The sequence below is a fragment of the Kitasatospora sp. NPDC029367 genome (assembly GCF_055569135.1).
Window position 1 is genome coordinate 40184 of the sequence record NZ_JBVHYH010000047.1, and the last position, 12806, is coordinate 52989.

A 12806-nucleotide genomic window follows, 5' to 3' on the forward strand; every position below is an offset into this window, starting at 1 on the left:
GTCCCGGTGACGACACGTGGAGTTCTCTACATCCACTCCGCGCCCCGCGCGCTGTGCCCGCACGTCGAGTGGGCCGTCGCGGGGGTGCTCGGTGTGCGGGTGAGCCTGGACTGGATCCGCCAGCCGGCCGCACCCGGACACTGGCGCGCCGAGCTCTCCTGGCAGGGGGAGCCCGGCACCGCCTCGAAGCTCGCCTCCGCGCTGCGCGGCTGGCAGCTGATGCGGTACGAGGTGACCAGCGAGCCCTGCGCCACGGCGGAGGGGGAGCGGTACAGCAGCACGCCCGCGCTCGGCATCTTCCACGCCGTCACGGGCATCCACGGCGACATCCTGATCCCCGAGGACCGGCTGCGGGCCGTCCTGCTGCGGGCCCGCAGCGAGGGGGCCGACCTGGAGGCCGAGATCTCCCGGCTGCTGGGCAAGCCCTGGGACGACGAGCTGGAGCCGTTCCGCTACGCGGGCGAGGGCGCGCCGGTGCGCTGGTTGCACCAGGTGGTCTGAGCCCGCGGGACGACACGACGGAGGGGCCGGTGCCGTAACGGCGCCGGCCCCTCCGTCATGGGTGTCAGCGGGTGCGGAAGGCCAGCACCACGTTGTGGCCGCCGAAGCCGAACGAGTTGTTCAGCGCGGCGATCCGGCCCTCGGGCAGCGGGGTCGCCTCGGTCACGACCTTCGCGTCCACCTCGTCGTCCAGCTCCTCGACGTTGATGGTCGGCGGGGCGATCCGGTGGTACAGCGCCTGCACGGTGGCGACGGTCTCGATGCCGCCGGCGCCGCCCAGCAGGTGGCCGGTCATCGACTTGGTGGCGGAGACCAGGATGTGGTCGAGGTCGTCGCCCAGCTCCTTGCGGAGCGCCTTGAGCTCGGCGGTGTCGCCCTGCGGGGTCGAGGTGGCGTGCGCGTTGACGTGCACGATCTCGGCCTTGTCCAGGTCGTTGCGGTCGAACAGGTCGGCCAGCGCGCGGGCCACCCCGGCGCCGGTCGGCTCGGGCTGGGCGATGTGGTGGGCGTCCGAGGACAGGCCCTGGCCGACGGCCTCGCAGTAGATCCGGGCGTTGCGGGCCTCGGCGTGCTCCAGCGACTCCAGCACGACCACGCCGGCGCCCTCGCCCAGCACGAAGCCGTCCCGGGCCTTGTCGTACGGGCGCGAGGCGCGCTCGGGCTCGTCGTTGTTCTTGGACATCGCCATCATGTTGGCGAACGCGGCGATCGGCAGCGGGTGGATCGCCGCCTCGGTGCCGCCGGCCACCACGACGTCGGCGCGGCCGCTGCGGATCATCTCGATCGCGTAGCCGATCGCCTCGGCGCCGGAGGCGCAGGCGGAGACGGGGGTGTGCACACCCGCGCGGGCGCCGACCTCCAGGCCGACGTTGGCCGCCGGGGAGTTGGGCATCAGCATCGGGACGGTGTGCGGGGAGACCTTGCGGGCGCCCTTCTCCCGCAGCACGTCGTACTGGTCGAGCAGGGTGGTCACGCCGCCGATGCCGGAGGCGATCACGGCGCCCAGGCGCTCGGGGGCGAGCTTGGAGGACTCGTCGGTGGCCGGGGTCTCGAAGCCGGCGTCGGCCCAGGCCTCGCGGGCGGCGATCAGCGCGAACTGGGCGGAGCGGTCCAGCTTCCGGGCCAGCGGTCGGGGCAGGATCTCGCCCGGCTCGACCGCGGTGCGCGCGGCGATCTTGACCGGCAGGTCCTGGGCCCACTCCTCGGTCAGCGCCGCCACTCCGGAGCGCCCGGCGATCAGGTTCTCCCAGGTGGTGGCGGCGTCGCCGCCCAGCGGCGTGAAGGCGCCGATACCCGTGACGACCACGGTTCGGTTCTCAGCGGTCACTGGTCTCTCTTCTTTCACGTTTCGTGCGGGGTCGGCGGCGAGCCGAGGAAGGGCCCGGCCGGGCGCCCGGTGGGGCGTCCCGGCCGGCGGGTCGGCCTGGCTCTCGGAGCCGGGCCGACGGGGTCAGCCGTCCTGGGCGTGCGTCACGCGGGACGGACTGGGCGACTCGTACGAGTCGATCGCTCAGGCGGCGTTGGTGAGGATGTAGTTCACCGCGTCGCCGACGGTCTTCAGGTTCTTGACCTCGTCGTCCGGGATCTTGACGTCGAAGCGCTCCTCGGCGGCCACCACGACCTCGACCATGGACAGCGAGTCGACGTCCAGGTCGTCGGTGAAGGACTTGTCGAGCGCAACGTCCTCGGCCGGGATGCCGGCGATCTCGTTGACGATCTCGGCGAGACCCTCCAGGACCTCGTTCTGCGTAGCCATACTGGCTGCTCCTCTTCGGTGTTGAACGCGTCCGACCGTCGGCCGAACACGGGCTTGTGGATGGGTGGGGCGAAACGCGCCTAGGGGAGCGTAACGACTGCCGCGGCGTAGACGAGACCCGCCCCGAACCCGATGATCAGCGCGAGGTCGCCGCTGTGGGCCTCGCCGCACTCCAGCATGCGCTCCATCGCCAGCGGGATGGAGGCCGCGGAGGTGTTGCCGGTCTCCGCGATGTCGCGGGCGACCGGCACCGACGCGGGCAGCTTGAGCGCCTTGATCATGGCGTCGGTGATCCGCATGTTGGCCTGGTGCGGGATGAAGGCACCGAGCTGGTCGGCGGTGATCCCGGCGGCGTCCAGCGCCTGCTGGGCCACCTTGGCCATCTCCCAGACCGCCCAGCGGAACACCGGCTGGCCGTCCATCCGCAGGGCCGGCCACTTGTGGTCCTGCTCCTCGCCCGGGCCGTTGATGGCGTCGGGCTTGGCGAAGGCGGTGTCCCAGGCCTGCGTCTGGCTGATGACGTCGGACTGCGAGCCGTCCGAGCCCCAGATCAGCTTGCCGATGCCCGGCGTGTCGGACGGGCCGACGATCGCGGCACCGGCGCCGTCGCCGAAGATGAAGGCGGTCGAGCGGTCCGACTTGTCGGTCAGGTCGCTGAGCCGCTCGACACCGATCACCAGCACGTACTCGGCGTTGCCGCCGCGGATCATGCCGTCGGCCAGGCCCAGGCCGTAGCCGAAGCCGGCGCAGGCGGCCGAGATGTCGAAGGCCGGGGCGGTGCCGCAGCCGAGCCGCTCGGCGATCTCGGTGGCGATCGCGGGGGTCTGCTTGAGGTGCGAGACGGTCGCGACGATCACGCCGCCGATCTGCTCGGGGGAGATGCCGGCCTGCGCGACGGCCTTGCCGGCGGCCTGCAGCGACATCTCGGCGACGCTCTCCTCCGGGCCCGCCCAGCGGCGCTCGGCGATCCCGCTGCGGGTGCGGATCCACTCGTCCGAGGAGTCGATCCACTCCAGGACCTCGGAGTTGGGGATGACCCGGACCGGGCGGTAGCCGCCGACCCCGTGGATCCGGGAGTACTGCGCGCCGGTGGCGGGGCGGATCTGCGGCTTGGTCATGCCAGGTCCTCCTGGTGCTGCTGGTCCGGCTGCCCCTGGCCGCTGTGCTCCGCGATGAGCGCACGCGCCTTGTCCAGGTCGGCGGGGGTCTTCAGGGCGAGCGTGGCCACGCCCTTGAGGTTGCGCTTGAGCAGCCCGGTGAGCGTGCCCGCGGGGGACAGCTCGATCACGGCGGTCGCGCCCAGTCGGCCGAGGGTCTCCGTGCAGAGGTCCCAGCGGACCGGGTTGGAGACCTGCGACACCAGGCGGGCCAGCACCTCGGCGCCGGAGTCGACGACCCCGCCGTCCTTGTTGGACACGTAGGTGACCTGCGGGTCGGCCACGGCCAGGCTCGGGGCCAGCGCGGCGAGCCGCTCGACGCCGGGGTTCATGTGCTCGGTGTGGAAGGCACCGGCCACCTTGAGCGCGATCAGCTTGGCGCCGGCCGGCGGGTCCGCCTTGAGGGCCTCCAACTGGACCAGCGTGCCGGCCGCGACGATCTGGCCGCCGCCGTTGTTGTTGGCCGCGGTCAGGCCGTGCTCGGCCAGCTTCGCCGCCACGACCTCCGGGTCGCCGCCGAGCACGGCGGTCATGCCGGTCTCGGTGACGGTGGCGGCCTCGGCCATGGCCAGGCCGCGCTCGCGGACGAAGGTCAGCGCCTCGGCGGCGCCGAACACCCCGGCGAGGGCGGCGGCGGTGATCTCACCGACGCTGTGGCCGGCGACGGCGCCGGTCAGCTTGCGGGCGGCTTCCTCGTCCGGGAACAGCGCGCGGGCGGTCACCAGACCGGCCGCGACCAGCAGCGGCTGGGCGACGGCCGTGTCCTTGATCTCCTCGGCGGAGGCCTCGGTCCCGGCGTGCACCAGGTCGAGCCCGGCGGGCTCCGACCAACGGCGCAGGCGGTCGGCGACACCGTCCAGCTCGAGCCAGGGGCTGAGGAAACCGGGGGACTGGGCACCCTGTCCAGGGGCGACGATTACGAGCACGGTTCAACCCTCTCTCGCCAGGCGCCCGGGGGCGGGTAGGCGACGGTAACGAAGAAAACCATCCGGGATTGTATGGTCCCTACACCCCGGCTCAGCCGGGCTCCCCGGCGGCGGTGAGCCGGCCGAGGGCCAGTGCGATCCGCAGGGTGAACGCCGAACGTACGTCGGAGGGGGCGTACCCCGTGACGTCGGTCACACGTCGTAGCCGGTAGCGCACCGTGTTGGGGTGCACGAAGAGCATTCGGGCCGCGCCCTCCAGGGAGGACGCCTGCTCCAGGTAGACGCTCAGCGTCTCCAGCAGGGCGGAGCCGGCCTCGTCCAGCGGTGTGTAGATCTCCTCCACCAACTGGCGGCGGGCGGCCTGGTCCCCGGCGAGTGCCCGTTCGGGCAGCAGGTCGTCGGCGAGCACCGGGCGCGGGGCGTCCGGCCAGGCGGCGCAGGCGCGCAGGCCGGCCGCGGCGGCGTGCGCCGAGCGGGTCGCCGAGAGCAGGTCCGGTACGGTCGGGCCGATCACCACCGGGCCCGGCGCGAACTGGCCGATCAGCGCCCGGGCGGCGTGCACCGGCTCCTTGTCGCCGCCGACCACCACCACCAGGCGCTTGCCCAGCACCCCGGTCAGCACGTTCAGCTTGGCGTACCGGGCGGCCCGGCGGATCGCCTCGACCACCAGCTCGCTGTCGCCGTCCGGGGCGCTGCCCATCACCACCCGGACCTGGCTGGGCTGGCCCCAGCCCAGGGCGGCCGCCCGGGAGAGCACGCCCTCGTCGGCGTCGCCGGACAGCAGGGAGTTCACCACCAGCGCCTCCAGCCGGGCGTCCCAGGCGCCGCGCGCCTCGGCCGCCTGGGCGTACACCTGGGCGGTGGCGAAGGCGATCTCCCGGGCGTAGACCAGCACGGACTCGCGCATGTCCGCCTCGTCGCCGGGGGCGGCCACCTCCTCGATGGCCTCCTCCATCACCTCGATCGTGGTGCGGATCAGCTCCACGGTCTGGCGCAGCGTGATCGCCCTGGTCAGCTCGCGCGGGGCGGTGCCGAAGACGTCGGTGGAGATCGCCCGGGCGGCCTCCGGGTGGCGGTACCACTCGGTGAAGGCGGCGATGCCGGCCTGGGCGACCAGGCCGATCCAGGAGCGGTGCTCCGGTGGCATCCGCCGGTACCAGCCGAGCTGGTCGTCCATCCGCGAGATCGCGGCGGTGGCCAGCTTCCCCGAGGACTTCTCCAGCCGCTTGAGCGTCGCGGCCCGGCGCTCGGCCCGCTCGGCGGCGTTCCGGCGCTCCTGGGCGGTCAGACGGGGGGCGGGGCGGCCGGGGCGGTCGCGGGAGGTCCGGGGAGCCGGGCTCTTGCCGGTGGGTTCGGCGGCGGGACTGGGTTCGCTCTTGGAGTTCGCGGAAGCGGCTGGCACAAGGACAAGACTGCCTCACGCGAGTGACTGCTCGTGCACACCCCCCGGCGCAGCGGCACGGTGGTGCCGCTCACACCCCCGGGGCTCGGGGCGCGTCCGCGCCCGGGCGCGCGCCGTCCGGAGCAGTACGGTGAGGGGCGTGACCGATGCCGCCGCCCGCCCCCGTGCCGACCAGCGCCGCACCGCCGAGCGCTACCGCTCCACCCCCGCCGAGGGCATCGAGACCCGACACGCGTTCTCCTTCTCCGGCCACTACGACCCGAAGAACACCCACTTCGGCGCGTTGCTCGCGTGCAACGAGGAACTCCTGGCGCCCGGCGCCGGGTTCGAGGAGCACAAGCACCGGGACACCGAGATCCTCACCTGGGTGCTGGAAGGCGCTCTCGCCCACCGGGACTCGCACGGCCACCACGGGGTGGTGCGCCCGGGCATGGTTCAGCACCTCAGCGCCGGCTCCGGGGTCACCCACACCGAGCGCAACGTCGGCGGCGCCACCGGGCCGGTGCGCTTCGTCCAGATGTGGCTGCAGCCGGACGAGTTCGACGCCGCCCCGGCGTACGGGCTGCGCAAGGTGGAGCCGGCGGACGGCGGGTTGACGCTGCTGGCCTCCGGCCTGGAGCGCGACGCCGGGACGGACGCCCTGCGGCTGCGCCGCCGTGACGCCGCGCTCTGGCTGGCCACCGCCGGCCCCTGGCGGCCGCTGCCCGAACTGCCCGCCGCGCCCTGGCGGTACGCCCACCTGACGGCCGGCTCGCTGGGCTACCGGACCGTGCCCGGGCCCAAGGGCGCCGGGCGGTCGATGGTGCCCGGCGACAGCGTGCGGATCACCGGCGAGGCCTTCGCCGACCCGTCGGCCGGGGAGACCGGCGCCGAACTCCTGCTCTGGGAGATGCACTCGCCGGTCTCGTACGGCTGAGGGTCAGCCCCTCAGTTCGCCGAGGACGGCGTCGGACAGCGGCGGCCAGGCCTCCACGGCCCAGGGGCCGAAGTCCCGGTCGGTGAGCGCGATGCAGGCCGCGCCGGCCTGCGGGTCGACCCAGAGGAAGGTGCCGGACTGGCCGAAGTGGCCGAAGGTCTCCGGGGAGTTGGCGGTGCCGGTCCAGTGCGGGCTCTTGCCGTCGCGGATCTCGAAGCCGAGGCCCCAGTCGTTCGGGCGGCGGTGGCCGTAGCCGGGCAGCACGCCGCTGGTGCCGGGGAAGGCGACCTCGCGGGTGGCCCGGTGGACGGTGGACGGGTCCAGCAGCTTCGGGGACTGCAGCTCGGCGGCGAACCGGGCCAGGTCGGCCACCGTGGACAGGCCGCCGGCGCCGGCCGGGGACTTGCTCGCGGTGTTGATCAGGGTGTCGTGCATGCCCAGCGGCTCGAACACCGCCTCGGCGACGTACCGGTGGAAGGCGATCCCGGCGGCCTCGGCCAGGGTGGCGGCCAGCGCGTCGAAACCGGCGTTGGAGTAGAGCCGGCGCTTGCCGGGCTCGGCGAACAGCCGGTCCTCGTCGAAGCCGAGGCCCGAGGTGTGGGCGAGCAGGTGGCGGACGGTGGAGCCGGGCGGGCCGGCCGGGTCGTCCAGCTCGAACACGCCCTCCTCCAGGGCGACCAGGGCCGCGTAGGAGGTCAGCAGCTTGGTCACCGAGGCCAGCGGGAAGAGGTGCTGCTGCGGGCCGTGGGCGCCCAGCACCGCGCCGTCCGACCCCCGGACCACCGCGGCGGCGGCGTGGGGCACGGGCCAGTTGTCGATCATCCGCAAGCTCTCCATGCGGTCGACTCTAATGTGCGGTCCAGCCGGGTGGCGGGGGCACCCGGGTGGGTGGCTTGCTTGGAGTGCACTCCAACTCGGTAGCGTCGTCGTCACAGGACAGGGGGAATCGATCATGGCCACACCCGTACGGGCCCGGGCCGGTCTGCGCAGCTGCGCCGAGGTCTTCAACGGCCCGGCCGGCGAGCCGGACCGGACCCCGCGGCACACCATCAGCGAGGTCGCCGCGGTCAGCGGCCTGACCGCCCACACGCTCCGCTGGTACGAGCGGATCGGCCTGCTCGACCCGGTCGACCGCGCGGCCGGCGGCCAGCGCCGCTACTGCGACGGCGACCTGCACCGGCTGGCCTTCCTGGGCCGGCTGCGGCTGACCGGGATGTCGGTGGCGGACATGCTCAAGTACGTCGACATGACCCGCCGCGGCGACGAGACCTACGTCGAGCGCCGGGAGCTGCTGGAGACCCAGCGCGAGGAGGTCCGGCAGCGGATCGTCGACCTCCAGGCCACCCTGGCCGTCCTCGACCACAAGATCGATCTCTATGCCGGGAGGATCGCCGACAGTGCCGGCGCCCCCGTCCGATGCCAGTACCACCGAGCAGTAGAGGAAGAGCAGAGCGCATGACTCACCCCGTCCTCCCCACCGCCCCCCTCGGCACCGACGGCCCGCTGGTGGGCGTCCAGGGCCTCGGCTGCATGGGCATGAGCGAGTTCTACGGCCCGACCGACACCGACGAGGCGCGCGCCACCCTGGACGCCGCGCTGGAGGTCGGCGTCACCCTGTTCGACACCGCGGACATGTACGGCCACGGCCGCAACGAGGAGTTCCTCGCCCCCTTCGTCCGCGCCAACCGCGACCGGGTGGTCATCGCCACCAAGTTCGCCATCGACCGCAGCGAGGAGGACCCGAGCCGCCGGGCCGTCCGCAACGACCCGGAGTACATCCGCACCGCGGTGGAGGGCTCGCTGCGCCGCCTCGGCGTGGAGACCATCGACCTGTACTACATGCACCGCCGTGACCCGGCCGTGCCGCTGTCCGAATCGGTCGGCGCGATGGCCGAGCTGGTGAAGGCCGGCAAGGTGCGGCAGCTGGGGCTGTCCGAGGTGACCGGGGCCGAGCTGCGCGAGGCGTACGCCGTCCACCCGATCGCCGCGGTGCAGTCCGAGTGGTCGGTGTTCGCCCGGGACGTCGAGCGTTCCGCGGTGCCGGCCGCGGCCGAGCTGGGTGTCGCCTTCGTGCCGTACTCGCCGCTCGGGCGCGGCTTCCTGACCGGCGCCTTCCAGGACGCCGCGGCCCTCACGGCGGACGACTTCCGCCGCAGCAGCCCGCGCTACACCGGTGAGAACGCCTTCGCCAACGGCGAACTGCTCACCCCGCTGCGGGAGATCGCCGCGGCCCACGACGCGACGCTCGCCCAGGTCGCGCTGGCCTGGGTCCAGCAGCGGGCCCAGGTGCACGGGCTGACCGTGGTGCCGATCCCCGGCACCCGCAAGCGCAGCCGGCTCGTCGAGAACACCGGCGCGGTCGCCCTGCGGCTGAGCGCGGAGGAGCTGGCGCTGCTGGAGCCGCTGGCCGGGCGGGTGGCGGGCGAGCGCTACGCGGACATGAGCAACACCTCGGTCGGGCGCGAGTAGCCGGGACCGGGAGAGCGGCCGTACGGGCCCGGGGGTCGGTGACCTCCGGGCCCGTACGGCCGTTCCGGGGCGCGGGCCCCGGAGTCACGCCCCCGGGGTTCACGCCACGGGGTCACGGAACGGGGGCCTCAGGCCTTGCGGCCCATCCAGGCGGCCAGCCGGGCGTGCACGTCGGCGTCGTCGGCGACCGGCTGCACGGGGCCGAACGGGGTGCCCGCGACCCGGCTCTCCGGCGGCAGGACGAGCTCGGCGACGGCCAGCGCGGTGCGGGCCAGGTCGTCGTCCAGCGCGAAGCCGTTGTCGAGGGCGGTGGCGATGTCCCAGGAGTGGGTGACCAGCTCCATCACGTAGCCGCCGACCGCGATCGCCCCGGGCACCTCGCCCCAGGGCGCGAAGGTCGGGCGGCCCAGCTTGGCGTCGTCGGACCAGGCGGCGGTCACCCGGGTGCGGGCCCGGTCCAGCGCGGCCGCCCAGCCGTCGTCCGACGGGTCCTCGACGGCGGCCACGACGTCCTGGGCGTGACCGCCCTCACCCATGTACGCGAACCGGTGGACGCCGCCGACCACGTGGTTCAGCAGCTGACGCAGCGTGTACTCCTCGCAGGGGGTGGGCCGGTCGAGGTCGGCGGGGGCGACGGCGCCGACCAGCCGCGCCAGCTGGTCGAGGGCGGCGAGGTACTGCGGGCGGGCGTCCTGGACGGCGTTCATCTGCGGTCGGCTCCTCTGCACGGTACGGCCCTTGCTCTGGTGGTCGCTCGGGCTCGGAACGCAATCTCCCAGTAAAACCTGACAAGTGCCGTCAGGATTCTTGGGATTCTGGAGCCATGAAGGCCGACCGCCTGCTCTCGATCCTGCTGCTGCTCCAGACCCGGGGCCGGGTGCCCGCCACCGAACTGGCCGAACGGCTGGAGGTGTCCGTCCGCACCATCTACCGGGACGTCGAGTCGCTCTCCGCCGCCGGGGTGCCGGTGTTCACCGAACGCGGCCGGCACGGCGGCATCAACCTGCTGCCCGGCTACCGCACCGACGTCACCGGGCTGACCGCCGACGAGGCGCGGGCCCTGTTCGTGCTCTCCGCCCAGGGCGCCCACAGCGACCTCGGGCTGGACGGCGCGCTCGGCTCGGCGCTGCGCAAGGTGATGGCCGCGCTGCCCGCCCCGCACCGCCCGGCCGCCGAGCGGGTCAGCGAGCGCATCCTGGTCGACCCGGCGCGCTGGATGCAGAACCCGCAGGCGGGCACCGGCAGTCCGCCGGACCTGGGCGAGCTCCAGTACGCGGTGTTCGCCGACCGGCGGCTGCGGCTGCGCTACCGGCACAGCGGCACGCCCGCGCCGGTGGAGTACACCGTCGACCCGTACGGCCTGGTGAACAAGGCCGCGGTCTGGTACCTGGTGGCCGATCTGCACGGCGAGCCGCGGCTGTTCCGGGCCGACCGGGTGCTCGCCGCCGAGACCGCCGAGGAGGCGGTGCGCCGCCGGGCCGGGGTGACGCTCGGCGAGGTGTGGGCGGCGCTGCGCGAGCAGGTGGAGCGGCTGCCGAAGGACGTGCCGGTCCGGGTGCGGGTCCGGCGCGGGCGGCTGGACATGTTCCTGCGCATCCACGGCGGCCGGGTCACGGCCGTGCCGCCGGAGACGGGCGGCGGGGCGACCGAGGAGTGGGTCGAGCTGGCGATGGCCTTCCCGGCCGCGGCGGCCGTCCGCGCGCTGCTGGCCTTCGGCGCCGAGGTCGAGGTGCTGGGCCCGCCGGCCGCCCGGCGCGAGCTGGCGCGGGCGGCGGCGGAGGCCCTGCGGCTGTACCAGGAGCAGTAACGCCCCTGCAGGGGCTAGGAGTTGGTGGGCCGGACGACGTCGCGGTAGTCGCCGAGCGAGATCGCCGCGAAGTTGTGCAGGCTGTCGGTGCCGTCGGTGAAGTAGCCGTTGTGGCCGGACGCGCGGGCGGAGGAGATCTGCTCGGCGCCGAAGCCGCTGCCGGTCGGGTCGGCGCCGTGGCCGAGCTTGCCGACCTCCAGGAACGGGACGTTGCCGATCCAGTCGTTGGGGTTGCGGGTGGCCCACACGTGGACGCCGGCGCCCAGCGCGTCGGCCGACTGCACGCCCATGCCCGGGCTGCCGAACACCATCATGTCGGTGATGCCGGAGGTGTCGGACGGCGAGGCGGCCGCCCGCGGGATCCTCGGGGCGGCGGTGCCGCAGACCACCGAGCCGTACGAGTGGCAGAGCAGCGCGGGGGGCGCGTCCGGGCGGGTGGTCTCCCGGAGGCCGGCCAGCAGTCGCTCCAGCCGGGGCGCGGCGACGTCGGCGAGCCGGGAGGTGGCCGCGTCCGGGCCGAGGCCCGAGGGGGTGACGTACCCCGTCCAGGCGATCACGGCGGTGCGGGTGCCCGGGGCCTGGCGCTGCTCCTCGGCGTACAGGGCGCGGGCCATGCCGGCCGGGGAGCGCAGCGGCTCGGCCGCCTGGTCGAAGTGGCCGAGGTCGGCGTCGGAGCCGGGGACGATGACGGAGACGTGCTCGGCGTCGGCGAGGTCGCCCCAGACCTCGGTGACCAGGCCGCGGCCGCGCGGGTCGAAGGCGAGGACCTGGCGGCCGGGGGCGAGCAGGTGCTCGACGTCGTTGGCGCGGGAGACGGCCAGCGCGCGGGTGTCGGAGTCCAGCTTCCTGTCGGCGGCGCGGGCCCGGGCGGCGTCGCGCTCGTTCGCCAGGGCGATCCGGTTGGCGCGGTAGCGCAGGTCCAGCGGGGCGCCGTCGTAGTTGCCGACGACCAGCGGGTAGTCCTTGATCAGCCGGTCCAGCTCGGTGGGGGCGAGCGAGGCGAAGAAGGCGGCTGCGTCGGCCGGGCTGGTGGTGGCCGGGTCGGGCAGGATGCGGCCGAAGGAGTGGTCCTGGATCCAGGCGGCGCTGCCGGCCGGAGGCGTGGAGATCGCCAGCTGCTCCGAGGAGACCGCGGCCGCGGCTGCCGAGGCACCCGCGTCGGCGAGCACGGCACAACCCGCGAACGCCCCGATCAGTACCCGCTTCCAGCGTCGACGGTTGCGCACCGCACCAACTCCCTTGGGGCCCGTCACCGTTTCTCGGGCGGTGCCCGGAGGGTGCGAAATGGACTTGCTGACTTCCCTGGGAAAGCGTAGAGGTCACAGGAGGGTGACGGACACGCCCAAACTGTGGGATGGATCACATGAACCGGGAGTGTCCTCCCGACGTCCTTGTGTGGTTGTTCCGGCGGTGCTAAGGCTGCTGGGCGTCGTATTCGGTGACCACCCGCTTGGGGGCCGTCCGCCGCCAGGCCTCGGTGACCACGTCGCGCAGTTCCTCCGGGTCGACCAGGTCCAGCCGGACGCTCACCCAGCCGTGCCGTCCGACGTAGCGTGCGAAGGAGAACACCTCGGGCTCGGCGGCGATCAGTTCGGCCTGGTCCTCGCGGGTGGCCTTGACGGTGACGCTGTCGCCGTCGGGGTCGCCCATCGCGAAGACCTTGCCGCGGACCCGCAGGGTCTGGATGCCCCAGGTCGGTTCCTGGGCGGCCTCCGGCAGGGCCAGGGCCATCGCGCGGAACTCGTCGAACGTCACCATGGCGGCAGGGTAGAGCAGGGCCCCGTGCACCGGGGGGGGGGAGCACCGGCGGAGGGGGGGGGGGGGGGGGGGGGGGGGGGGGGGGGGGGGAGGGGGGGGGGAGGGGGGGGGGTA

At 74.0% G+C, this 12806-nt stretch carries 14 protein-coding genes; 5 read left to right on the plus strand and 9 right to left on the minus strand.

What is annotated here, in order from left to right; translation table 11 throughout:
* The first annotated feature begins 6 nt into the window (after positions 1-6).
* The gene (locus ACZ4W5_RS24025) at positions 7-501 is read left to right on the plus strand and encodes a DUF3145 domain-containing protein (RefSeq protein ID WP_360228547.1); all 495 of its coding nucleotides are present in this window, start codon (positions 7-9) and stop codon (positions 499-501) included.
* A 64-nt stretch (positions 502-565) separates the two neighbouring features.
* Here the strand turns inward: ACZ4W5_RS24025 and fabF are convergent, their stop codons facing one another.
* The 5 genes from fabF to ACZ4W5_RS24050 all read right to left on the minus strand — a co-directional run bounded on the left by fabF (position 566) and on the right by ACZ4W5_RS24050 (position 5628).
* On the minus strand, positions 566-1828 hold the full coding sequence (gene fabF, locus ACZ4W5_RS24030; RefSeq protein WP_402483674.1) for a beta-ketoacyl-ACP synthase II: 1263 nt from the start codon (positions 1826-1828) through the stop codon (positions 566-568).
* 183 nt (positions 1829-2011) lie between these two features.
* Positions 2012-2257 carry an acyl carrier protein gene (locus ACZ4W5_RS24035; protein WP_360228541.1) on the minus strand — a complete coding sequence of 82 codons (246 nt, stop codon included), beginning with the start codon at positions 2255-2257 and terminating at the stop codon, positions 2012-2014.
* A gap of 80 nt (positions 2258-2337) precedes the next feature.
* Positions 2338-3375, minus strand: coding sequence for a beta-ketoacyl-ACP synthase III (locus ACZ4W5_RS24040; RefSeq protein ID WP_465656780.1), 1038 nt, complete (start codon positions 3373-3375; stop codon positions 2338-2340).
* The gene (locus ACZ4W5_RS24045) at positions 3372-4340 is read right to left on the minus strand and encodes an ACP S-malonyltransferase (RefSeq protein ID WP_360228535.1); all 969 of its coding nucleotides are present in this window, start codon (positions 4338-4340) and stop codon (positions 3372-3374) included. The genes ACZ4W5_RS24040 and ACZ4W5_RS24045 overlap by 4 nt, the downstream gene beginning before the upstream one ends.
* A gap of 91 nt (positions 4341-4431) precedes the next feature.
* Complete coding sequence (locus tag ACZ4W5_RS24050) at positions 4432-5628, minus strand: PucR family transcriptional regulator (protein ID WP_360228970.1); 1197 nt, start codon at positions 5626-5628, stop codon at positions 4432-4434.
* Positions 5629-5881: 253 nt separating this feature from the next.
* Here ACZ4W5_RS24050 and ACZ4W5_RS24055 point away from each other — a divergent pair, with 253 nt between their 5' ends.
* On the plus strand, positions 5882-6658 hold the full coding sequence (locus ACZ4W5_RS24055) for a pirin family protein (protein WP_402483679.1): 777 nt from the start codon (positions 5882-5884) through the stop codon (positions 6656-6658).
* A 3-nt stretch (positions 6659-6661) separates the two neighbouring features.
* Here the strand turns inward: ACZ4W5_RS24055 and ACZ4W5_RS24060 are convergent, their stop codons facing one another.
* A complete protein-coding gene (locus tag ACZ4W5_RS24060) occupies positions 6662-7495 on the minus strand; it encodes a serine hydrolase domain-containing protein (RefSeq protein WP_465656782.1) in 834 nt (277 codons plus the stop codon).
* Between the two features lie 115 nt (positions 7496-7610).
* On the opposite strand from ACZ4W5_RS24060, the gene ACZ4W5_RS24065 reads away from it, so the two are divergent.
* Positions 7611-8117, plus strand: coding sequence for a MerR family transcriptional regulator (locus ACZ4W5_RS24065; RefSeq protein ID WP_360228526.1), 507 nt, complete (start codon positions 7611-7613; stop codon positions 8115-8117).
* Positions 8114-9127, plus strand: a complete 1014-nt coding sequence (locus ACZ4W5_RS24070) for an aldo/keto reductase (protein ID WP_465656784.1) — start codon at positions 8114-8116, stop codon at positions 9125-9127. The genes ACZ4W5_RS24065 and ACZ4W5_RS24070 overlap by 4 nt, the downstream gene beginning before the upstream one ends.
* A 128-nt stretch (positions 9128-9255) precedes the next feature.
* Here ACZ4W5_RS24070 and ACZ4W5_RS24075 read toward each other — a convergent pair whose 3' ends face one another.
* Complete coding sequence (locus ACZ4W5_RS24075; protein WP_465656785.1) at positions 9256-9834, minus strand: TIGR03086 family metal-binding protein; 579 nt, start codon at positions 9832-9834, stop codon at positions 9256-9258.
* A 116-nt stretch (positions 9835-9950) separates the two neighbouring features.
* Here ACZ4W5_RS24075 and ACZ4W5_RS24080 point away from each other — a divergent pair, with 116 nt between their 5' ends.
* Complete coding sequence (locus tag ACZ4W5_RS24080) at positions 9951-10934, plus strand: helix-turn-helix transcriptional regulator (RefSeq protein WP_360228517.1); 984 nt, start codon at positions 9951-9953, stop codon at positions 10932-10934.
* A 14-nt stretch (positions 10935-10948) separates the two neighbouring features.
* Here the strand turns inward: ACZ4W5_RS24080 and ACZ4W5_RS24085 are convergent, their stop codons facing one another.
* Both ACZ4W5_RS24085 and ACZ4W5_RS24090 read right to left on the minus strand, forming a co-directional pair.
* Positions 10949-12160 carry an alpha/beta hydrolase gene (locus tag ACZ4W5_RS24085; RefSeq protein ID WP_402483686.1) on the minus strand — a complete coding sequence of 404 codons (1212 nt, stop codon included), beginning with the start codon at positions 12158-12160 and terminating at the stop codon, positions 10949-10951.
* A 187-nt stretch (positions 12161-12347) separates the two neighbouring features.
* Positions 12348-12692, minus strand: a complete 345-nt coding sequence (locus tag ACZ4W5_RS24090) for an MmcQ/YjbR family DNA-binding protein (RefSeq protein ID WP_465656787.1) — start codon at positions 12690-12692, stop codon at positions 12348-12350.
* Between the last annotated feature and the right edge of the window lie 114 nt (positions 12693-12806).